The following is a 20,893-nucleotide window of genomic DNA, read 5'->3' on the forward strand; positions in this document are numbered from 1 at the left end:
TCAATATTTTAAATTAATTAATTTATTAAAAGGGGTTTAACAGGTTCTTGGTAATGATAATATAATTGGATTAATTAATTTAAAAATATTATAATTGAAATTATTATGTGTTACTATTAAAGTAAATTTATATAATTGGAAAAAAGAGGAGGAAAGAGGATTGAAGGTTGGGAAAACTAAAGAGTTATTAATAGATGAGATTAAAACTAAAATTCCTTTGTTAGTTCAAAGCAATTTAAAATTAGATGAAATTTCCGCACAACTACATAAACATCAAATAAGTATTGGTAATATTCTTGAATTAATTAATGATGAGAGTAGGCTATATGAAGCAAATTTGCAAGAACTTTTATTACTGGGAGAACAGCTTTATATAAAATTTAATGATGCTGATGATGATTGGATAAAGGAATGGCTTAATGCATCAGAGATTAAAGAGTTGAGGTTGTACATAAAGGAATCACCATATGAAGAAGTAATTACATTGCCATATACTTTTGAGAATGCTGTTAAAACCGGTCACAATGAGTATGTCGCAGTAATTCCTAATGCAATTATTGGTAAGCTTTGGATGAGTGGTATTACGATGTATAATCCAAATATTCAAAGGCAGGCAAAAAAGAAAAAGATAAAAAATGGAATTATAGAGGTTATGAACCTAAATCCAAAGTCTTTGCGAGATATTGAAAAACAAGCATTAGAAGGAGATTTAATAACCTCTACTTTGCGCTATAATGCTAAAGTTGGCTCTGGTGAAAATGGAATTGAATTTATTTATGACGATCGTGAGAAATCCCTTACCTTATTGGAGGGATCGTCATTAGATGTTTTAGATGGAGCACATCGAACATTTTCTATTTATAATGCTTATATGAAGAAAGTCAATTTAGAAGGTGCTATGATTGTTATTTTTTCAAATATGACGGAAGCTCAATGTAAACGAGTTCAGGTAGATATGGCCAAAGCAAATCCTATACCAAAACCACGTCTACAAGAATTAGCTAAAGATAAATTATCCGATGAAGTAGTCATTGAATTAAAAGCTGAGGGAGAGTTAAAGGGGAGAATTACTTCGAACTCCAACGTAAAATATTCTTATGGTGAAGTAGTCACTTTTTCTGAATTATCAAATGCGATTGATAATAGTTTTTCGATAGAAAATCGCTTAGAAGTTATTAATATAGCCAAAATCATTAATGAATATATGATGTACCTCTTTGCGCACCATAAGACAAACTTAATGGATAAACATTCATTAATGTTTAAAAGTAGAATGTTTATAGGACACATTGAATTGGCTGCTAAAATGTATGAGTATAGTATTCCATTTGAAAATTTAAAAATGAACTTAGACAAAATAGATTTCTCCATTACTAATACTTTGTGGGAAGAAGTTGGAATTCTTAAATATGGTAATATCAGCTCTCGTAATAGAATGAAAATCCAAAAAATATTTCAGCAAATAATTTTAGAATGAGGTGTAAAAGGTGCTTAAAGAAAACGTATTAAATAAAGATATTAAGGAATGGTATCTAAAGTCGTTAGATATACAAGATAACAGTCTTACAACTTATTTATCACTATTTAATAAGGCAACAATACTTGAAAATCAAAAAAATAAAGATATCTTTGATATGAATAAAGTAGAGTTGGAAGAGCTGTTTTATAGTTTGAAGTCGCCTAGCCCGCAGTCTATTAGTGCATCTATCGGTTTTCTTGGAAGATATATAGATTGGGCGATCATGAACGGCTATACAAATAACCGATCGCAGAGACTACCAAGTATTATTGATATGGAGTACTGTAGTAGGTTTGTTTATAAAGCATCTATTGTACGTTATACAAGAGAACAATTATTAACATATATGCAGTTATTCGAAGATCAAAGACATGCAGTATTTTTACTATGTTTATTTGAAGGAATAAAAGGTGAAGGCTATAGCGAGATCTTGAATTTAAAGATGGAAGATTTAAAAGATGACAACGGTGTCTTTCTGGCTAAATTGACGAATAGCAAGGGATATAATCGACTTATTGAAATATCCGAGGAATTATATTGGCGGTTAGACAGGTTAGATAAAATATCTTCAACAAGTTTACAGCCAAAGCAAGGCCAAAAATATTTTTCAGATAGTACGTATATTTTTAAAAAGGCGAATGCAAAAGGAGAAGATATTCAGCTTAGGGCATCCTTTGGAAATAGAGCATTAGATTTAGCAAAATCAATCTTTGACAATAGCAATTTAATCGCTAGTACCATTCAAGTATCAGGGATGATGTGGTATATATGGGAATTGCTTAAGCATCAAGAAGAGAAGATACTAAATAAAGAAATTTTAGAGAAAGTTGCAAGTAAATATGATACTGGATATGTAAATAAAGATAGTAATTATGTTAGTTATTCTATCCTACAGCATAAACTGGATTTTGATTTTATTAAAACTAACTATGGTTTGATCAATATAGGATTATAGAACTGGTGTATACCAGTTTTTTTATTTGCCGAAAAATACTAATAGATTTAAATTTGTAAATATTCTCTAGTAAATCGCTTGAAAACGAACGTCTGTTCGTGTTAATATAAAAACAATATAATTGGTTTAATCTATAAGGAGCGATTTACATGAATGATAAGGAGACAACAGCAGTATTGGAGCTTGTTATTTATAAAGATAGTGATATTTCTTTAGAGTTAATGAATAATTTCTATGGCAGTATTTCCAATGTAATTTTAAACGACGAAGGGGGAAATACATTGATTTGTGAATGTATGGATAGCTCGCTTTCTAGTTTAATTCTAATGGATAAATGGAATGATGATGAGGAAGAGCTCATAAAGGCAATGGGTGATACTAAATTTATTTATAAAAAATCCAAGGCTATAGATATCCATTATGATAGTTTAGTCCAGTTGGATGATCATAAAGATAATATTTTTTCTGTTGTTGAGTTCCAAAATATTGTTTATTTATATAATGGGTACCAAAGAAAATCCATTATCGATAACAATATTACATGTCTAAATAGTCTTAAAGAATATTTAAATACTAACTATCCAAAACATAAAATTTTAGAAAGAATGAATTAAGTTGGGTCATTGTTAGTTATTCATAAATAGATTAATTAATGTAAAAAAATGAGGTGTTTTAATGGAGAAGTTTTTAGTTAAAGAGTTCGCATCCGAAATAGTTGAACAATCGAAAGGCAGAATAAGTACGATAGATGCAGAAGCATTGGCGATTGTTTATATAGCAAAAATGAAATCTATCCATCCACCCTATAGCTTAAGAAAAATCCTTCAAAAAGGGGTACACAACCTTTAGTACATATTTATATCTCATAAAAGGAGGCCTACATATGAATGCAATTAATAAACATGAAACAGAAGGTACACTAGATACTAATTTTATAGAAGTTCTGTATATGCTTAATCAAGGCAGGGGGATTGAAGATGAACAAAATTTTAGGGAATGTTTGAATAAATGTATAAAACTTCAAGTAGGTTTATTGAATTCTATTAAACTTGTTGAACGGACATATTTTGAATTACATAATAAAAATGAGCTTACTCATTTAGCATTAAATGCAGAGTCCAACACTTAATTGCTGTTACAACTAGTGAATTGTATTCATTTAATGAAGGGAATGAGTTAAATGAACATAGTAAAAAACGATAGAACAATTGCTTTAAAGGTTGATAGCTATGCAATGGCATTAGGTTATCAAGAAATGGGCGAACTAAATCTACTTATTTCAATGGAGATGGATCATTTAGAGTGGGAGGCGCATAAAATTATAGAAGGTTTATTAAAAAGGGTAAATGAATACATATAGGAAAGCTAGAGGAATAAAATTGGCGTTTTCAATAACTCTGAAAAACCAATCGTTACTTAACATACAATACAACTTGATTTTTACATAATGTGTTGGAGCATAGTCCATGTATGCTCCTTTTTTTAATTGAAAAATTAAGAAAATTTTTGAAACTTTTCCTGAGTGACATCCGTATAGTAGGTAATATGATGAAAAGGGGTGAGCAACTTGACGCTATTTGGCTATTCACTCGAGCAAATCTTTTTGGTGGTTTTGATTTTTGCTGGTCTTGCCACAATACTAGTTATGTTTTTTGGTGATGCAGTCGAAGGTATTGGGGAAGGACTGCCCATTTTTAATCCGAGTGTCATTCTTTCTTTCATTACGTTGATGTCTGCAGCAGGATTTATTTTAGAAAAACTAGCCTGGTTCTCTAGCGTTTGGAACATTATTGCTGCATGTATCATCGGTGCTATTTTAAGTACTTTATTTTATTTATTTATTCTCGTTCCACTACGGTCAGCGGATGTTTCATTGGCTTATACGGAAGAATCACTAGGTGGGCAATTGGGCAAAGTCATTGTACCAATTCCTGTAGATGGGTTTGGAGAAGTTGTTATCGAAACAACAAGTGGTATGATTTCGAAACGGGCAACAGGTTACGATAATGAAGCCATTGACTATGATGAAACAGTCCTTATCGTGGACGTGAAGGAAGGTACACTTTTTGTTAGAGCATATGAGAAAAAATTTGTCTAAAGGGGAGATATGTCTATGTCTTTGTCAATCGATATTCTAATTGTTTTAGGAATTGTAGCATTTGTATTAATTGCACTAGTAGGTTTATATGTAACAAAATATAAAACAGCAGGTCCGGATGAAGCACTGATTGTGACGGGTAGCTATCTCGGCTCTAAAAATGTACATAAAGATGAGTCGGGCAATCGCATAAAAATTATTCGCGGTGGCGGTACATTTGTATTCCCTATTTTCCAGCAAGCAAAGCCATTAAGTTTACTATCTAGCAAATTAGAAGTAACAACGCCTGAAGTGTATACGGAGCAAGGTGTTCCTGTCATGGCTGATGGTACAGCCATTATTAAAATTGGTGGTTCTATTTCAGAAGTTGCGACTGCAGCAGAGCAGTTTTTAGGAAAGCAAAAGGCAGAGCGTGAAGGGGAAGCACGTGAAGTGTTAGAAGGTCATTTACGTTCAATTTTAGGCTCCATGACGGTTGAGGAAATTTATAAAAACCGTGATAAATTCTCACAGGAGGTTCAACGTGTTGCTTCACAGGATTTAGCTAAAATGGGTCTTATCATTGTTTCCTTTACGATCAAGGATGTACGTGATAAAAATGGTTATTTAGATTCACTCGGTAAACCGAGAATTGCACAGGTAAAACGAGATGCTGATATTGCAACAGCGGATGCGGAAAAAGAAACACGTATTAAACGTGCAGAAGCATCGAAGGAAGCGCAAAAGGCAGAGCTAGAGCGTGCGACAGAAATTGCGGAAGCGGAAAAAGAAAATCAATTAAAGGTTGCTGAATTCCGCCGTGAGCAAGATATTGCCAAAGCGCGTGCTGACCAAGCCTATGAGCTCGAAACAGCTCGAGCTAAACAGGAAGTGACGGAGCAAGAAATGCAAATTCGCATTATTGAGCGTCAAAAGCAAATTGAATTAGAAGAGAAAGAGATTTTACGTCGTGAGAAGCAATATGATTCTGAGGTGAAGAAAAAGGCTGACGCTGATCGTTATGCGGTGGAACAAAATGCCGCAGCTGAAAAAATGCGAGAGCTTGCTCAAGCAGATGCAGAAAAATACCGTATCGAATCTTTAGCTAAAGCGGAAGCAGAAAAAATCAGATTAGATGGTCTTGCTAAAGCGGACGCAGAACGAGCACAAGGGGAGACAGAGGCAGATATTATTCGCCTTCGTGGTCTTGCGGAAGCTGAAGCTAAACGTAAAATTGCTGAAGCCTTTGAATATTATGGTCAAGCAGCTGTACTGGATATGGTTGTGCGTATGATGCCAGAATATGCAAAAGAGCTAGCGAGCCCACTTGGTAATATCGATAAGATTACTGTCGTTGATACTGGTGGTGGAGAAGGTAGTGGCGCCAATAAAGTAACGTCTTATGCTACTAATTTAATGTCTACACTACAAGAAACGTTAAAAGAAACTTCTGGTATTGATGTGAAGGAACTGATTGAAAGTTATGCTGGTAAGCATACATTGCGTCCGGAATTAGAGCAAATTGCTCTAGGGCTTGAAAAAAAACAAACAGCGGTTGAAGCTGAGGAAACGAAAGAAACAGTGGAACAACCATAAGTAAAAGCGACCTGATGATTCATGCATCAGGTCGCTTTGTTATTTTTGTTGCTGCCACTCACTTAGAAGCATGCCATATACAACATGATCTACATAATGATCATACAGCCATTCTGCTGCTCGGAGGGTGCCCTCATTTATGAAGCCGAGGCGCTCAGGGATAGCGTTGCTTTTTTCATTGCCAACAGCCACTCGAATTTCTACTTTGTGAAGCTGTAATGTTTCAAAGGCATATTGTAAAAGAGCTTTTACAGTTTTGGTCATAATGCCATGCCCCTGTGCACCTTCACTAAGCCAGTAGCCAATCGTACCGATTTTATTAGTAGGATGAATAGTATTGAAGCCAGCGATGCCGACAATTTCATTTTTAAAGAGAATGACAAGAGAAAGGCTATTATTAGCTTCATGCCCCTTGATACAGCCTTCAATATAGGCGATTGTATCTGCTACTTCCTTTGTATAATCCAACCATGGTAGCCATTCCTTTAAATGCTTTCTTGAAGCATCGGTTAATGCAAAAACTGCCTCTGCATCCTCTAAGGTAATTGTACGTAAAGATAAATCATCGTTAATGTAAATTTCCATCTCATCACCTCATTATTATTTTAGGGCATCATGCATGAAGCCTTTCATCTCTCGGCTTAGCACTGTCAGCTCTTCGATAATTTCGCTAAAATCCTGTACGAGCTGTGCTTGCTCATTCGTTGCATCATTGATTTGACCCATATTTTGTTTTAAATTTTCAAGATTTCTATTAATATTTCGTAAGGAAGCTTCGATATTTTCGGTTGCGCTAGACGTCTCAAAGGACAATTTTCGAACCTCCTGTGCCACGATATTAAAGCCAGCACCATGTTGCCCAGCTCGAGCCGCCTCAATGGAAGCATTTAATCCAAGTAAATTGGTTTGGCGAGAAATACTTTTAATTAGATCAGTTACGTCATTTGTTTTTTCCGAATCCTCTAATGCATGTTGTGCCTGCTTATTAATTTCCTCACTCGTAGCCGCTAATTCCTCTGAATGTGAAGCGATTGTATGTACTTTATCTTGAAGATTGTTAACGATATTGTCCATTGTACTCATATAATCTTCGAGTTTTAGTTCATTATCAATAGGTAGTCCGAAAGCCAATGCTCCTACGACTTGACCGTTTTCACGAATGGGGAAAGAAAAAGCATTGATGGCTACACCGTATACATCCTTAGGAATGACCACATCTGCATTTTGTCCAGTAAAGGCAATGTAAACATTTTGATCATTGGCATTTACTTTTTGTCCATCCTGGTAGCCTGAATCCACGCGTTTACCTGCTAAATATTTGATGACTGTTTCACTTTCCTTTTCAATGATAGCAACAATAGCTTCTTGTTTTAATGCTAGATGAATATAAGGTGCTGAAAGGGCTAAAGCTTCAATAATTTTCATAAAATTTCCTCCAAGTCTAGTCAATGAAAAATGGTTGGCTCATCTGTTTTCAATATGACAATGGTGCTAGATGATTACTTTTAATGTAGCACAATATTTGCCAAGTCAAAATAGCAAATTCTATTTTTATTTTTGTTGAAACTAGAAAATGTCTCTTTTTTTACTGTCAATGTAAATTAGTCATTTAGTGCCAAAAGATAGGGAAAGTTTGTCCATTTTTTGACGAAGAGGTGTGTTTTTTATGGAATATTGTATTAGAATAATAAATGTGTAGTAATGAAGGAGAGATTTTCATGGAATATATACAAAAGGGGACAAAGTCGTTTCATAAAGCTAATTGGGCTTTGTTTTTAGCAGGCTTTATTACGTTTGCAAATTTATATAGTACGCAACCATTATTGCCAACCTTCGCGGAAGTGTTCAAAGTATCACCAGCCGTTGCTAGTTTATCTCTTTCAGTAACGACCTTAGCTTTAGCGGTGAGTTTAGTCATTGTTGGATCATTATCAGAGGCATGGGGAAGGAAATCGTTAATGACCATTTCGATTTTTGCTGCTTCTATCTTTACACTTGCGCTAGCATTTTCTCCTAATTTTGAAACAATAATTGTGCTACGAGTATTGCAGGGTATTGTTTTTGCAGGATTACCTGCCATCGCTATGGCCTATTTGGGAGAGGAAATGGAGCCAGCAAGTTTAGGGGTTGCCATGGGCTTATATATTAGTGGAAATTCAGTAGGCGGTCTTAGTGGCCGAATAATTATCGGCACATTAACGGACCACTATAATTGGCATATCGGGATGTTTATACTAGGGGGAATTAGTTTACTTGTGAGTGTGGTGTTCGTCTGGATATTACCAGGCTCCAAACATTTCAGCCCCCGTCCCTTACAAATAAGGGCATTATCCAAAACTCTTTTTCAGCATTTGAAGGACCCTTCGATGCTTTGTCTATATGGAATTAGCTTTGTTTTAATGGGGAGCTTTGTCACTCTTTATAACTATATAGGCTTTAAATTAATGGCACCCCCCTATAATCTAAGCGCCACAATTGTTGGCTGGATATTTGTTATATACTTAGTCGGCACATTCAGCTCAGCGTGGTTTGGCAGTTTAGCTGACCGTTATGGGCGACAGCGCATGCTATTACTAGCGATTGCCATCATGTTTGCAGGCGCCATCATGACGCTTCATAGTTTTCTATCTTTAAAAATAATCGGGATCACCGTTTTTACCTTTGGCTTTTTTGCAGCTCATTCAATTGCTAGTGGCTGGGTAAGTAAACGGGCATCACATGATAAAGCACAAGCGTCCTCCCTCTATTTATTTTTTTATTACTTTGGCTCTAGTGTTGGAGGAACTGTAGGTGGGCTATTTTGGATGAAATACGGTTGGGTAGGTGTCATAGCAATGATTGCCTTATTTTTAATAATTGCTTGTGGCCTATCATTTTTATTAAAAACTATTATTACTAGACAAAGAATTACAACCACTTAATGATGTGAGGTGTTGTTTTGCTGGAATTAACGTTTTATTTTTTTATTATTTTTACCGCAGCCATTTTGCAAACAAGCACGGGATTCGGCTTCTCTATTATGGCTACACCATTTTTACTGTTGCTTTTCTCACCACCACAGGCGATGCAATTGAATATTATTTTATCCCTTGTTATTTCATTTTCGTTGCTATGGAAGGTTAAAAAAGATATTGAGTTCGCGTTGCTAAAAAAGATTATGATTGGGAGTATTGTAGGCGCACCTGTTGGTAGTCTTTTATTTGCCATCGTGGATGTCACTACATTCAAGCTGCTCATAGCAATTCTTTTAATTGGGTTAACAATTTTGCTGATAAAGAACCTTTCCATTCAACAAACAAATGGAAGAGATTATGGTGTTGGCTTTATATCAGGGATGTTTACAACAAGTATTGGGATGGCTGGACCGCCACTGCTCCTCTATTTTGCAAGCACACATAAAAAGAAAGAAACGATTAGGGCAACGTCATTAGCTTATTATATTTTTATTTATTTGATTAGCTTACTATCACAATTAACAATCGAAGGTACAAGTAAAACCGTTTGGCTCTATAGTTTATATGCCTTGCCGATTGTTTTGATTGGTCTGATAGTAGGACAATTATTATTTCGCAAGCTCAATCAGAAGCTATTTTTAACATTTATTTATGTACTATTAGTTGCCTCTGGTATTATGCTATTTATACAATCCATTTGGGCGATGCTATAAACGATAAAAAGGATGGAGAGGCTTAGTCTTCCATCCTTTCACACTGTAGACAAACTCTCACTGAATTTTGAGATTGCCTACAGTCTTTTTTCTTTTACCATGAAACGAAGTAAAGCTGCTGATTTCCACTACGGGCGGACACTTTCCGCGGGCGGAGTTGAGCTGCTTCCCTCGCTCTGCTCAGTCCAGGATCTCAACTTCCCGCTTTTCCCGCAGGAGTCACCGCCTTTCGTTCCAATCAATTTTTTACATAAAGAACTCCCTTTCATATGTTATTAAAGTGTACTTTTGAGGTGATCAACCATGACAAAAAATCAAATCCATGAGCGTCAACAATTAGAAATGTTAACGATTGATCAATTTCAAAGTTTATTTAGCGAAAAAGCTAGAGGCTGTTATGTAATATTGGAAAACTATATGTGGAAGAGGCCGAACATTAACGCCATTCTTAGCACTCCTATGAAATAAATCAAATCTATGTAAAGGTGAGCTTTTGCAGCCATGAATTTAAAGAAATTGCCTTAAGAAAGATACTCCGTTCGAAGAGTGTTTTACACAAAGTTTCAAACATGAAAGTAGGAAGATAAATGAAAAAAGGATGGAAGAGACCTAGTCTTCCATCCTGCTTTATTAACCCATAATATTGTAGCCTGCGTCGATGTAAATAGTTTCTCCAGTGACACCACGTGATAGGTGAGAGAGCATAACAATTGTCATATCGGCTACTTCATCTTGTTGAACATTTCGTTTTAAAGGAGCTGTTTCCTCGATTTTGTGTAAAATTGTATTAAAGGAAGGGACACCTTTTGCAGCAAGCGTACGAATAGCACCGGCTGAAATAGCATTTACGCGAATATTGTTTTGACCAATATCAGCAGCAAGATAGCGCATAGAAGCTTCTAATGCAGCCTTTGCTACACCCATCACATTATAGCCATCAAGCACTCGTTCCGCACCTAAGTAACTCATTGTAACGATAGAGCCACCCTCTGTCATATACGGATGAGCTGCTTTGGCTGTTGAAATTAGAGAGTAGGCACTTGTATCTTGTGCAAAAGCATAGCCTTCACGTGTTGTTTCTAAGAAGCGGTTGTGTAAATCTTCAGCATGAGCAAATGCTACTGAGTGGACAATACCGTGAATAACGCCAACCTTTGAGCCAATTTCATCAAATGCTGCTTTTGTACTTTCATCACTATTAACGTCACATTGAACAACAAGGGAATCAGTTTGACCAATATTGTCTAATTGTTTTTGTAATTTTTTCAATGAGCGTTCTTGACGATAAGTGAAAATAACGTTTGCACCTACATCAAATAAACGTTTTGCAATGCCCCATGCGATACTACGATCATTCGCTACACCCATGACAACAATATTTTTATCTTTTAATTGTAATAAATTATCCATCATTATGAAGAACTCCTTTGTGAGATAATATCTGTTATTAGTACCAACTACTAAAATCTTATCATACATAAAAAACTGTTGCAATAGAGTAGCCGATTATCGGGCAAAAAAAATTCATCTCTTCTATGTGAGAGACGAATAAAAAAGCAACCTAAAGAGCTATATAATCTTCATACATATCTACTGCTTGATAAACAGCACTATTGATAGTGATTCTAAAGCAATTTTGGCTACGAATGGTTTGGGCAAGAATTTTGATGGCTCTTGTTTGGTCTCTATGGAAAGGAGTGTTGTCCGTTTGAAACCCATCATCTAAATATGCAAGAAAATAAGGTTTATCTTCCTGCGAATTTAATAAATCTGCCTCAGTACTCTTTCCAACGGTCTTATAAACCCATAAATCAATGGCATTTCCTAATTGGAATGCAGCAAAATATTGTAAATCATCATTATTACAATGATTTATTTTTTGAATTATTTGAATTTTTTTGAGCTCTTCCAGCAAAAATGTATTGATAGAGTAGTATATGGCCTTAGAGGGATTGAGTATCAGTTCATCGGTATGCTGAGATTTTAAAAATACCCAATTATTTAAAACTATGGCCCATGAATCGAGTGTATTTAAACATTTAGCATAAACCTGTGGAAAAATCATTTGCCATTTTGCCGCAAGATTTTTAAATTGATCAATATGGTCTTGATCGATATGAAATAAACTATGCTCTACTTGTAACTGCTCAAACATCATCATCATTCCTCCAATAGATTGGTCCGTATAGAAAAGAGCTATATGATGGATTATCATGTTGCAAAAGGTAGCAAAATATTTCATTCAAAAGAAAAGGCACCCATTGAAGGATGCCTTTTGGGTATACATACAAATTAAAGGACTATTCGAATTTTAATGAGTCACCATCAAAAGTTTCATCTGCTACTTTGATAGAGTCAGTTGGACACCCTTCAAATGCGTCTTGCATATCCTCTAATAGATCTTCTGGCACTTCAGCAGTTCCCATGTTATCATCTAAAATAACGAAGGCAATACCTTCATCATCATAATCATAAATGTCTGGCGCTGCGGCTCCACATGCGCCACAAGCGATGCATGTATCTTTATCAACTATTGTGTATTTAGCCATTTTTTTCTCTCCTTTAACGATGTTCCTACAAAGCTTCATACTCATTTTAAAGATGTTTATCTTACATTTCAACTTAAATACTATTAAATTGGAGGAATTTGCGTCAATGTTTCATCAAATTCTATTGCAAATCTTTCAAAAACTCAATACGGAACGGACGATTTCGGCTGCCTACCATGTCCTGAGAGGAAAGCGTTCAGGTCAGACCATTCAAGACATTGGCCTTTTTCAATTGCATCAATATTTTGGCTTATTACCTAAACTACCACGGACTACCTTTGATGAGGCTGTAACGTTATTTATGCAATATAGTTGGTTAAAAGTGCAGGATTCTGGTCATTTTCACATGGAAAACCTAGGTTTACAGAGAGCACAACAAACGCCAACATTTTTCTTTGATGGATGGCATTATCGAGGAAATGAGCATGTGTTTTTTGCACGTCTTTCATTAATTGTGCAAAGTTTGTCACATCAAACTGCAGATGTTCGTTCTTTTTCGCCCATCAGTAGAGATCCTGCGATTCAAACTTGGGTGCGATCCTTTTTGCAGGATCATCATTACCTACAAGGTCATTTACAACAACAATTATTAGACGAATGTACCAGTGCGCTAAAGAATCTTCCAGTTTCAGATGGTAGCAAACAGCTTGTCCTTTACCGTTTAAGTGGATATCGCTTACCTGGATGGACATGGCAACAGCTTGCCGATAAACGGAAGGAAACTGTGCTGGATAGTCAATTAGCTTTTATTGAAACACTACATATATTATTAAACGAAGTGCAACAAAGCAATGATTATCCAATGCTTAAACAAGTGGCACAAGGACTAAGAGTGAAAATATTGCTAACCGATTCTGCACAACAAACAGCACAATTATATGAACAAGGATATTCAATTGAACAAATAGTGAAAATAAGAAAGCTGAAACAAAGTACTATTGAGGACCATTTTGTGGAATTAGCGATGTATGAACCGAACTTTTCTATTGGTCCATTCGTCTCATATAAGGAAGCTGAAAAAGTTTGGCAGGCATCGAAGCATTTTCAAACGAAAAAATTGAAAATCTTACATGAGGCTTTAAAGGAATTGAGTTATTTTCAATTAAGGCTTGTCCTTGCGAAGGGAGAAGTATAAATGGAACTGGAAGAACTATTGCATAAACATTTTGGTTACTCATCATTTCGACCAGGGCAAAGGGAAGTCATTGAAGCAATACTTCAAGAGAAAGATGTAATGGCCTTATTGCCCACAGGAATGGGAAAATCATTGTGCTATCAGCTCCCGGCCTACATTTTAGATAAACCTGTGCTAATCGTTTCTCCATTGCTTTCTTTAATGCAAGATCAGGTAGAGGAATTGAAACGTTTTGGAGAAAAGAGGGTTGTCGCCTTAAATTCCTTTTTATCTCTCACTGAAAAACGGTATGTATTACATTATTTAGAACAATATCGTTTTATTTTTACCTCTCCAGAGATGCTACTTCAACAGCAGGTGCAAGACAAATTAGCGCAAGTGAAATTAGGTTTAATCGTAGTGGACGAGGCTCATTGTATATCGCAATGGGGTTATGATTTTCGACCAGATTATTTACGGATAGGTGAGTGGCTATCAAGGCACAATCGACCTCCACTGCTAGCACTATCCGCGACTGCAACAAGTAAGGTCATGCAAGATATTCGGGAAACATTATCGTTAAAGGAACCATTTGAATTTATGTATAATGTGGATCGGCCAAATATTCATTTAGGACGCATTGTTCTAGAGGATAAGGCAGATAAAGCGAGCTGGCTTATGCGACATGTCAAAGAAACTGCTGGCCCAGGAATACTGTATGTTTCCTCACGCAAACGAGCGCAACAATATAGTGAAGCATTTTTACAAGCGGGTATTCGTACTGCAGCCTATCATGCAGGCTATGGGGCTGAGGATCGCCAATTTATTCAGCAGCAGTTTATTGATGGCGAATTGGACTGGATAGTGGCAACAAACGCTTTTGGTATGGGTATTAATAAACAAGATATTCGTCAGGTCATTCATGAATCAATGCCTGCTAATATTGCAAATTATATGCAGGAAATTGGTCGAGCAGGTCGAGATGGTGAGTCTGCGCTTGCCATTTTACTCTATAGTGATGGTGATGAAGAGCTAGCGAAGTTCGTTGTTACGGGTGATCTTCCGAGTCCACAGCATGTTGATCGCTATGAGGAACTCATTTCCCAGCAGGTACTGCCAGCACAGATGTTAAAAAATGGGGAACTAGGTGAGACGGCATTTCGTGTGTTAGACTATTGGATGCAACAAGAAACGAAGGAGCAAGTGAAGGCTCGACTAAATCATTTAGCCCTAGAAAAATACCATGCAGTCGATGAAATGTTGAAGATTATACAGACAAAAGACTGTATTCGTGAACATCTTGTCGGGTATTTCGGGCAAAAATTGCAAAAAAAACCGGAAAACTGTTGTGAAAACTGTGGAATCCATTATGATGAAATCAAGAAAGAACGCTTAACTGCCGAGAAAAAAATAGAAATGATTTCGTGGGAACGTCGATTGCAGCAACTTTTAATGGGTAATTAGACTAAATCTGACGGTCATTTACTTTTTTCGTAAAATTCGTCATAATAGAATGACAGAAAGCGTAGTAAGGTTTGGGGGAAAGACGAATGAGTAAAGAAGATTATCGCGATAAAATAGAAGAACATCGACAATCATTTGAAGATGAGCAAAACGAACAGCAAACATTGTCGAGAGTTTCCAGAATGAATAAAAATGGAGATAAAAACAAAAAGCCAAAAAATCCGAAACGAAGAACACCGTTAATGACTATACTTTTTGTGATATTTATCCTTATCCCATTAACTATTCTTGTTTATTTTTGGAAGTTTTACGAACCAGGGAAATCAATAGAGCAAGCTGAGAAGGACTCAGCTGAACAGGTCGTCGAAATGGATTCTTCAGAGGCTTCCGCATCTGACAAAGACAAAAATAAAGACAAAGGCGATCAAGCTGATCAAAAATCAAACGAGCCATCTAAAGAAGATGCTGATAAAGTAACGGCAGATCAAAAAGAAGCTGAGGCAGCGAAAAAAGCACAAGAGGCAAAAAATGCTGAAGAAGCACGTAAAGCTGAAGAAGCAAGAATAGCTCAGCAACAGGCAGAGGCAGCGAAAAAGGCTGAAGAGGCTAAAAAAGCAGAAGAAGCGAAACAAAATGCTAAAGCAAGTACACACACTGTCAAAGCAAATGAGAACTTATTCCGTATTGCATTAAATCATTATGGTGATGGTAGTGAAGCGACTTTAGCTAAAATTCGTGCTGCTAATGGTATGTCTTCAAATACCGTTATGGTTGGGCAAGTAATTAAACTTCCTTAAATAAAAGCCATATAATGGTCATATAGTTTAGCAAGTATAAAATAAAGGACAAACGTTCACACCAAAACGTACGTCTGATTTAGCAAAAAGACGATTCTTCATAAGAAACGAATCGTCTTTTTGCTGTCGTAAGGAGAAGTGAGAGAATGCTTTATATAGGGCTATTGCTTATCATAGTGGTCATCTTTTTGCTTTATATGTGGAAGGTGGCGCATGAGAACAATGTTTTACATCACCAGCTATTATTAAAGGGAGAGCCGGAAAAGGTACGTTTATTTTTTATTTCAGATGTTCATTTGCGTAAAATTAATAAAAGAATGATTGCACAGCTAACAGAACACTTTGATGCGGTCATTATTGGTGGAGATTTAGCAGATAATCGCACACCCATTTCACGTATTCATGACAATTTACAATTATTAACCTCCATTGGACCAACTTATTTTGTATGGGGAAATAATGATAGAGAAGTGGGAGAAGATCGGCTGAAGAGTATTTTGCAGAAATATCATATTCAAATTATTGTCAATGATGCGGTGCTGTTACCTACGAAAAACCGCTTCTGGCTTAGTGCAATTGAGGATACAACGATTAAAGAATATAGCTTTGAAAAAGCCTTTAAAAAAGTTGGAGAGCGTGATCTAGTTGTTTTTATTGCGCATAATCCAGAGGTTTTTGCAAAAGTCCGCGCTAAGTACCGTGCTGATTTAATGATGGGAGGACATTTACATGGAGGGCAGATTCGATTTGGTCCATATGGTGTCCATCCTAATGGTTCTTATCGAGAGCGAGATGGTGTCATGACTTTAGTAAGCAATGGTTATGGTACTACATTATTGCCCATGAGACTTGGTGCCAAACCACAATGTCATATAATCGACATCGATATTTCAAGTAAATAAACAAACAAAACTTGCTAGAAGGCGTATAATATATAGGAATCGTCTATTTTCATAATGGATGTAAGCAAGGAACAGCCACTAAAGCTGTCCAAATTCGATTGGAGTGTCAAGAAATGCAGCAAGCAGATGCCATTATTGTTGGAGGAGGCCCATGTGGTTTAGCAGCAGCAATAGCTTTGCAAAATATTGGATTAAACCCCATTGTCATTGAAAAGGGTAATATCGTCAATGCGATTTATCATTATCCTACACATCAAACTTTTTTTAGTACAAGTGAACGATTAGGAATTGGCGATGTGCCATTTATTATTGAAGGACGTAAGCCCAAGCGGAATCAAGCGCTTGTATATTATCGAGAAGTTGTTCGATTAAAAAATATTCAAGTTAACCGCTTCGAAAAAGTGCAAAGTGTCGTGAAAAATAATGGTATGTTTACTGTTACTTCAGACAAGGATAAATATGAAACACCTCATGTCATTATTGCGACAGGCTATTATGATCATCCTAATTTTTTAAATATCACTGGTGAACAATTACCTAAAGTTTTCCATTACTTTAAAGAGGGGCATGAATTTTTTGATACGGATGTTCTTGTTATAGGAGGCAAAAATTCAGCTGTAGATGCAGCATTGGAATTAAATAAGGCAGGTGCTCGCGTAACGGTTGCCTATCGTGGAAGTGAATACTCTCCAAGTATTAAGCCATGGGTATTACCTGAATTTGAGGGGGTAGTCAAAACGGGAGAAGTTGACATGCATTTTAATACGAATGTGTTAGAGATTCGTGAGCATGAAGTGGTTTTAGAAATAGATGGCCAAGAAAAGGTGTTGCACAATGATTTTGTCTTTGCCATGACTGGCTATCATCCTGATCATTCCTTTATTAAAGCCATGGGTGTTGATATTGACGAAGAAACGGGCCGCCCTTATTTTACACCGGAAACGATGGAAACAAATGTCGAAGGTTTGTTTATCGCAGGCGTAATTGCTGCGGGGAATAATGCCAACGAAATTTTTATTGAAAACGGACGTTTCCATGGGGATTGTATCGCTCAAACTATTGCTCAAAGAAAAGGATAATGGTGAGGCTGTATAGGCGTGTAGCTTATACAGCCTTTTTAGTAAGGAGGAATAGGATTGATTGGTTTGTACTGGCTCTTCAGTTATTTAATAGGAAACTTCATGACAGCATTTTTCGTTGGAAAGATATATGGTGTCAATTTGCAGGAAGAACGCAGTAAAAATTTAGGTGCGCGCAATGCAGGAAGCGTCCTTGGCAAGAGGGCCTTTCTTCTGACATTTCTTGGCGATGCCTTGAAGGGTGTGCTCGTGGTAGGCTTAGGCCGTTTATGGTATTTAGAAGAATGGGTTATTGTTAGTGGTGCAGCCTGTGTGATTGCAGGTCATTTATATCCTTTCTGGCTAAAATATAAGGGAGGAAAGGGAGTAGCAACTTTTATTGGAGTTGGTCTCGCTTTATCACCAGGCTTGTTTTTATGGATGATTGCAGGTACTGCGGCCGTACTGATGTTGACAAGGAGCTTAACATTAGGCATGGTTGGTGGTTTTATCTTTTATGTTGGCGCGATCATTCAGGCTGGCCAATTAAAGCCCTACGCACTTTTGATAATTGCAATCGTGTGTATGCTCATAAGACATATGTCTAATATTAAGGAGTCATGGAAAAGAGGGAAGTAAAGAGATGTATTGGTGTAAAATAGCTCAAACAAATGAAGAGTATGAGGCGATTGCACGATTGAATTATGAGACATTTGTGGAGGAAATACCACAGCATGAACCAAATACGCAAAGACTAAAAGTTGACCGATTCCATGAGCAAAATACATATATAGTGGTGTATAAAAAAACAGAATTAATTGGAATGGTAGCATTTAGAGATGAAAGACCCTTTTCAATTGATGAAAAAATTGGGAAGGTGGAGAAATTTTTACCGCAAGAGGTTTGTGACAAGATTTGTGAAATACGCTTACTTGCTGTGAAAAAAAATTATCGAACTGGGCGAGTCCTATTGAAGCTCACTCAAGCTTTAAATACATTTGCCTATGAAAAGGGCTATACGGCAGCCGTAATTTCGGGAACAACGCGTGAAGAAAAGCTCTATAAGCAAATGGGTTTTCAACAATTTGCTCCAGCTATTGGAGTAACGGATGCCCAGTTTTTACCTATGGTGCTTATTAGAGATGTATTTGAACATGACCTACAACGTAGGCTTGCAAAAGATAACTATACTTTTTATCCTGGACCAGTTAAGCAATTAGAGACTATAGGATATACCAATTTATCGCATCGTTCGCTAAGTTTTAAGGCAATCTATGAACGAGTACAGCAAAAGTTACTACAATTAGCGAATACCAAGCATGTTGGAATAATCGTTGGAACTGGAACATTGGCCAATGAGGTGATGCTTGCTCAATTACAGGCACAGCAATTAGGGAAAGGTCTTATTCTAACAAATGGGGAATTTGGTGAGCGGTTGAGAAAACAAGCAGTCCGTTGGTCATTAGATTTTGATGTCGTTGAACAAGAATGGGGAACACTATTTGATTGCGAGAAAATAGCGTTATTATTAGAAACTAGAGCATATGAGTGGATGTTGGTCGTGCATGGGGAAACCTCGACGGGGACTTGTAATAATTTAGATGGTCTTAGTCAATTGGCAAAGTGTTATAATGTGAAGCTATGTGTAGATAGCATCAGTACGTTCGGTGCTATGCCATTTTCGTTACAGGATTGTTATTTGGCTACTGCAGTGAGTGGGAAAGCAATTGGGGCAGTAAGTGGGCTCGCATTTGTATTTTCACAATACTTAGCACAATCCGCCACTACATTGCCTGCATACTTGGACTTAGCAAATTACCAGCAAGGTGCCATACCTTTTACGCTTCCAGCCGTATTGCTTGGTAATTTAGATGAGTCTTTACAAGCCTATCCTGTCCGCTATGAGCAGCTACAGCAACGTTTTGAGGCACTACTGCAGCTGCCCTATATGCACTTTCAATTACCAACAACTCGGTACCCAATGCTTATAACCATTCAACTGCCAAAGACACTTTCAAACCTACACATCGATTTAGCCTTAAATGGACTATTAGTTCATGGTGATAGCCCATATTTACTTCAAAGAGGATTTCTTCAGTTTGCTGTCATTCAGCCAGATTTCGACGATGCTCTTGTACGTCTTAATGAAATGCTGCACTACTATGAACAAATAATCGAGGCATAAGCAAGTGCTCAATATGAATACATTGACTTTACAGGAAAAAATCCTTTAAATTTAAAGGCTCTCCAGTTGTGTTAAGTCCAATTAATAATTTTAATCGTGCCTTTTGACCATTTATTCCCGTGGCAAATATCGCACCTAAGTCTTCCAGCATTTTACCGCCACCAATATATCCATAGACACCTTCTGCTATTCCATTAAAGCAGCGGGAAACGAGGACTACAGGAATATTTCGTTGGATCAGACTCTCAATGCCTTTAACAACAGAAGGTGGGACATTTCCTTGACCTAACCCTTCAAGCACAACCCCCTCATATTTACATGCGAGCACAACATCTAGTAAATCTTCTTCCATACCAGCATAAACTTTTAGCATGGCTACGCGTTTAGATAAATTATTAATGTCTACGTATTGACGACGAATTGGTGCATGATGGAACAAAATACGTGATTTTGTAATCAGCCCAATTGGTCCATATTGTGGGGATTGGAAGGTATTGACCGAACTTGTGCTCGTTTTCGTTGTATTGACGGCAAGATGTACCTCATCGTTCATCACAACGAGAACGCCTTTGTCGCGAGCTTCATCATCGACCGCTACCCGGATTGCCTCCATTAAATTATAAATACCATCTGCTCCAAGCTCATTGGATGAGCGCATCGCCCCTGTCAATACAATGGGAATGGCTAAATTTGTAGTCAGTTCTAAGAAATAGGCAGTTTCTTCTAATGTATCTGTACCATGTGTAATGACAACACCATCGATTTGCGTTGCTGTAGTTTGCTCCATAATCAAGTTGCGTAATTGAAGCATTTCTTTTGGCGTGATATGTGGAGAAGGTAGGTTAAAAGCTTCTATTTCAATAATGGTTGCTAATGAATTAAGTTTATTGCTCTCTTTCATGAGCGGATTTTCTTTATTGGGCATAACTGCTCCTTCAGCACTCATCGCCATGGAGATTGTGCCGCCAGTATGAATTAATAAAATTGTTTTTTTCATAAAAAATAAAATC

The 20,893-nt window shown here is 36.8% G+C and carries 24 protein-coding genes; 18 read left to right on the forward strand and 6 right to left on the reverse strand.

The genetic code is table 11. From position 1 onward, the window contains the following. The first annotated feature begins 160 nt into the window (after positions 1-160). The 8 genes from AC1Q6O_RS05420 to floT all read left to right on the forward strand — a co-directional run bounded on the left by AC1Q6O_RS05420 (position 161) and on the right by floT (position 6,147). The gene (locus tag AC1Q6O_RS05420; RefSeq protein WP_089986613.1) at positions 161-1,477 is read left to right on the forward strand and encodes a ParB N-terminal domain-containing protein; all 1,317 of its coding nucleotides are present in this window, start codon (positions 161-163) and stop codon (positions 1,475-1,477) included. A 10-nt stretch (positions 1,478-1,487) separates the two neighbouring features. Next, positions 1,488-2,474 (forward strand): phage lytic cycle repressor MrpR family protein, encoded by a 987-nt coding sequence (locus AC1Q6O_RS05425; RefSeq protein ID WP_089986612.1) that lies wholly within the window; start codon positions 1,488-1,490, stop codon positions 2,472-2,474. 149 nt (positions 2,475-2,623) lie between these two features. Beyond that, complete coding sequence (locus tag AC1Q6O_RS05430; protein WP_089986611.1) at positions 2,624-3,088, forward strand: hypothetical protein; 465 nt, start codon at positions 2,624-2,626, stop codon at positions 3,086-3,088. A gap of 61 nt (positions 3,089-3,149) precedes the next feature. Further along, positions 3,150-3,323 carry a hypothetical protein gene (locus AC1Q6O_RS05435; protein WP_170844153.1) on the forward strand — a complete coding sequence of 58 codons (174 nt, stop codon included), beginning with the start codon at positions 3,150-3,152 and terminating at the stop codon, positions 3,321-3,323. A 34-nt stretch (positions 3,324-3,357) separates the two neighbouring features. After that, positions 3,358-3,603, forward strand: coding sequence for a hypothetical protein (locus AC1Q6O_RS05440; protein ID WP_492400990.1), 246 nt, complete (start codon positions 3,358-3,360; stop codon positions 3,601-3,603). Positions 3,604-3,654: 51 nt separating this feature from the next. Next, positions 3,655-3,834, forward strand: a complete 180-nt coding sequence (locus tag AC1Q6O_RS05445) for a hypothetical protein (protein WP_089986609.1) — start codon at positions 3,655-3,657, stop codon at positions 3,832-3,834. Between the two features lie 207 nt (positions 3,835-4,041). Beyond that, on the forward strand, positions 4,042-4,572 hold the full coding sequence (locus tag AC1Q6O_RS05450) for an NfeD family membrane protein (protein ID WP_008174302.1): 531 nt from the start codon (positions 4,042-4,044) through the stop codon (positions 4,570-4,572). A 15-nt stretch (positions 4,573-4,587) separates the two neighbouring features. After that, positions 4,588-6,147, forward strand: coding sequence for a flotillin lipid rafts scaffold protein FloT (gene floT, locus AC1Q6O_RS05455; protein WP_008174299.1), 1,560 nt, complete (start codon positions 4,588-4,590; stop codon positions 6,145-6,147). 39 nt (positions 6,148-6,186) lie between these two features. On the opposite strand, the gene AC1Q6O_RS05460 is transcribed toward floT, so the two are convergent. Together AC1Q6O_RS05460 and AC1Q6O_RS05465 are read right to left on the reverse strand one after the other, a co-directional pair. After that, positions 6,187-6,732: a GNAT family N-acetyltransferase gene (locus tag AC1Q6O_RS05460; protein WP_492400991.1), complete on the reverse strand. Its 546-nt coding sequence runs from the start codon at positions 6,730-6,732 to the stop codon at positions 6,187-6,189. A 15-nt stretch (positions 6,733-6,747) separates the two neighbouring features. Then, complete coding sequence (locus AC1Q6O_RS05465) at positions 6,748-7,572, reverse strand: methyl-accepting chemotaxis protein (RefSeq protein ID WP_492400992.1); 825 nt, start codon at positions 7,570-7,572, stop codon at positions 6,748-6,750. 293 nt (positions 7,573-7,865) lie between these two features. Between AC1Q6O_RS05465 and AC1Q6O_RS05470 the strand changes: the two genes are divergently transcribed. The 3 genes from AC1Q6O_RS05470 (at position 7,866) to AC1Q6O_RS05480 (ending at position 10,282) form a co-directional block, all read left to right on the forward strand. After that, on the forward strand, positions 7,866-9,068 hold the full coding sequence (locus tag AC1Q6O_RS05470) for an MFS transporter (protein WP_043989735.1): 1,203 nt from the start codon (positions 7,866-7,868) through the stop codon (positions 9,066-9,068). A 20-nt stretch (positions 9,069-9,088) separates the two neighbouring features. Then, positions 9,089-9,814 (forward strand): sulfite exporter TauE/SafE family protein, encoded by a 726-nt coding sequence (locus AC1Q6O_RS05475; protein WP_175445515.1) that lies wholly within the window; start codon positions 9,089-9,091, stop codon positions 9,812-9,814. 303 nt (positions 9,815-10,117) lie between these two features. Next, complete coding sequence (locus tag AC1Q6O_RS05480; RefSeq protein WP_164908686.1) at positions 10,118-10,282, forward strand: hypothetical protein; 165 nt, start codon at positions 10,118-10,120, stop codon at positions 10,280-10,282. A gap of 162 nt (positions 10,283-10,444) precedes the next feature. Here the strand turns inward: AC1Q6O_RS05480 and fabI are convergent, their stop codons facing one another. The 3 genes from fabI to AC1Q6O_RS05495 all read right to left on the reverse strand — a co-directional run bounded on the left by fabI (position 10,445) and on the right by AC1Q6O_RS05495 (position 12,363). Beyond that, entirely contained in the window at positions 10,445-11,227 is a 783-nt protein-coding gene (fabI, locus tag AC1Q6O_RS05485; RefSeq protein WP_008174288.1) for an enoyl-ACP reductase FabI, read from the reverse strand. 148 nt (positions 11,228-11,375) lie between these two features. Then, positions 11,376-12,056, reverse strand: a complete 681-nt coding sequence (locus tag AC1Q6O_RS05490) for a hypothetical protein (protein WP_258955247.1) — start codon at positions 12,054-12,056, stop codon at positions 11,376-11,378. A gap of 58 nt (positions 12,057-12,114) precedes the next feature. After that, complete coding sequence (locus tag AC1Q6O_RS05495) at positions 12,115-12,363, reverse strand: ferredoxin (RefSeq protein ID WP_004232564.1); 249 nt, start codon at positions 12,361-12,363, stop codon at positions 12,115-12,117. A 106-nt stretch (positions 12,364-12,469) separates the two neighbouring features. Here AC1Q6O_RS05495 and AC1Q6O_RS05500 point away from each other — a divergent pair, with 106 nt between their 5' ends. The 7 genes from AC1Q6O_RS05500 to AC1Q6O_RS05530 all read left to right on the forward strand — a co-directional run bounded on the left by AC1Q6O_RS05500 (position 12,470) and on the right by AC1Q6O_RS05530 (position 19,883). Continuing rightward, the gene (locus AC1Q6O_RS05500) at positions 12,470-13,498 is read left to right on the forward strand and encodes a YpbB family protein (protein ID WP_089986604.1); all 1,029 of its coding nucleotides are present in this window, start codon (positions 12,470-12,472) and stop codon (positions 13,496-13,498) included. After that, entirely contained in the window at positions 13,499-14,941 is a 1,443-nt protein-coding gene (locus AC1Q6O_RS05505) for a RecQ family ATP-dependent DNA helicase (RefSeq protein WP_008180445.1), read from the forward strand. 86 nt (positions 14,942-15,027) lie between these two features. Further along, positions 15,028-15,738: a LysM peptidoglycan-binding domain-containing protein gene (locus tag AC1Q6O_RS05510; protein WP_008180442.1), complete on the forward strand. Its 711-nt coding sequence runs from the start codon at positions 15,028-15,030 to the stop codon at positions 15,736-15,738. A 146-nt stretch (positions 15,739-15,884) separates the two neighbouring features. Beyond that, a complete protein-coding gene (locus tag AC1Q6O_RS05515) occupies positions 15,885-16,640 on the forward strand; it encodes a metallophosphoesterase (protein ID WP_043990730.1) in 756 nt (251 codons plus the stop codon). 113 nt (positions 16,641-16,753) lie between these two features. Next, the gene (locus AC1Q6O_RS05520) at positions 16,754-17,719 is read left to right on the forward strand and encodes a YpdA family putative bacillithiol disulfide reductase (protein WP_036124550.1); all 966 of its coding nucleotides are present in this window, start codon (positions 16,754-16,756) and stop codon (positions 17,717-17,719) included. A gap of 57 nt (positions 17,720-17,776) precedes the next feature. After that, complete coding sequence (locus tag AC1Q6O_RS05525) at positions 17,777-18,337, forward strand: glycerol-3-phosphate acyltransferase (RefSeq protein WP_089986602.1); 561 nt, start codon at positions 17,777-17,779, stop codon at positions 18,335-18,337. Positions 18,338-18,341: 4 nt separating this feature from the next. Further along, positions 18,342-19,883, forward strand: a complete 1,542-nt coding sequence (locus AC1Q6O_RS05530) for an aminotransferase class V-fold PLP-dependent enzyme (protein WP_492400993.1) — start codon at positions 18,342-18,344, stop codon at positions 19,881-19,883. Positions 19,884-19,911: 28 nt separating this feature from the next. On the opposite strand, the gene AC1Q6O_RS05535 is transcribed toward AC1Q6O_RS05530, so the two are convergent. After that, positions 19,912-20,880, reverse strand: a complete 969-nt coding sequence (locus tag AC1Q6O_RS05535) for an asparaginase (protein ID WP_089986600.1) — start codon at positions 20,878-20,880, stop codon at positions 19,912-19,914. Positions 20,881-20,893 lie beyond the last annotated feature (13 nt).

This window comes from Lysinibacillus sp. GW823-FHT06C08 (genome assembly GCF_058795135.1).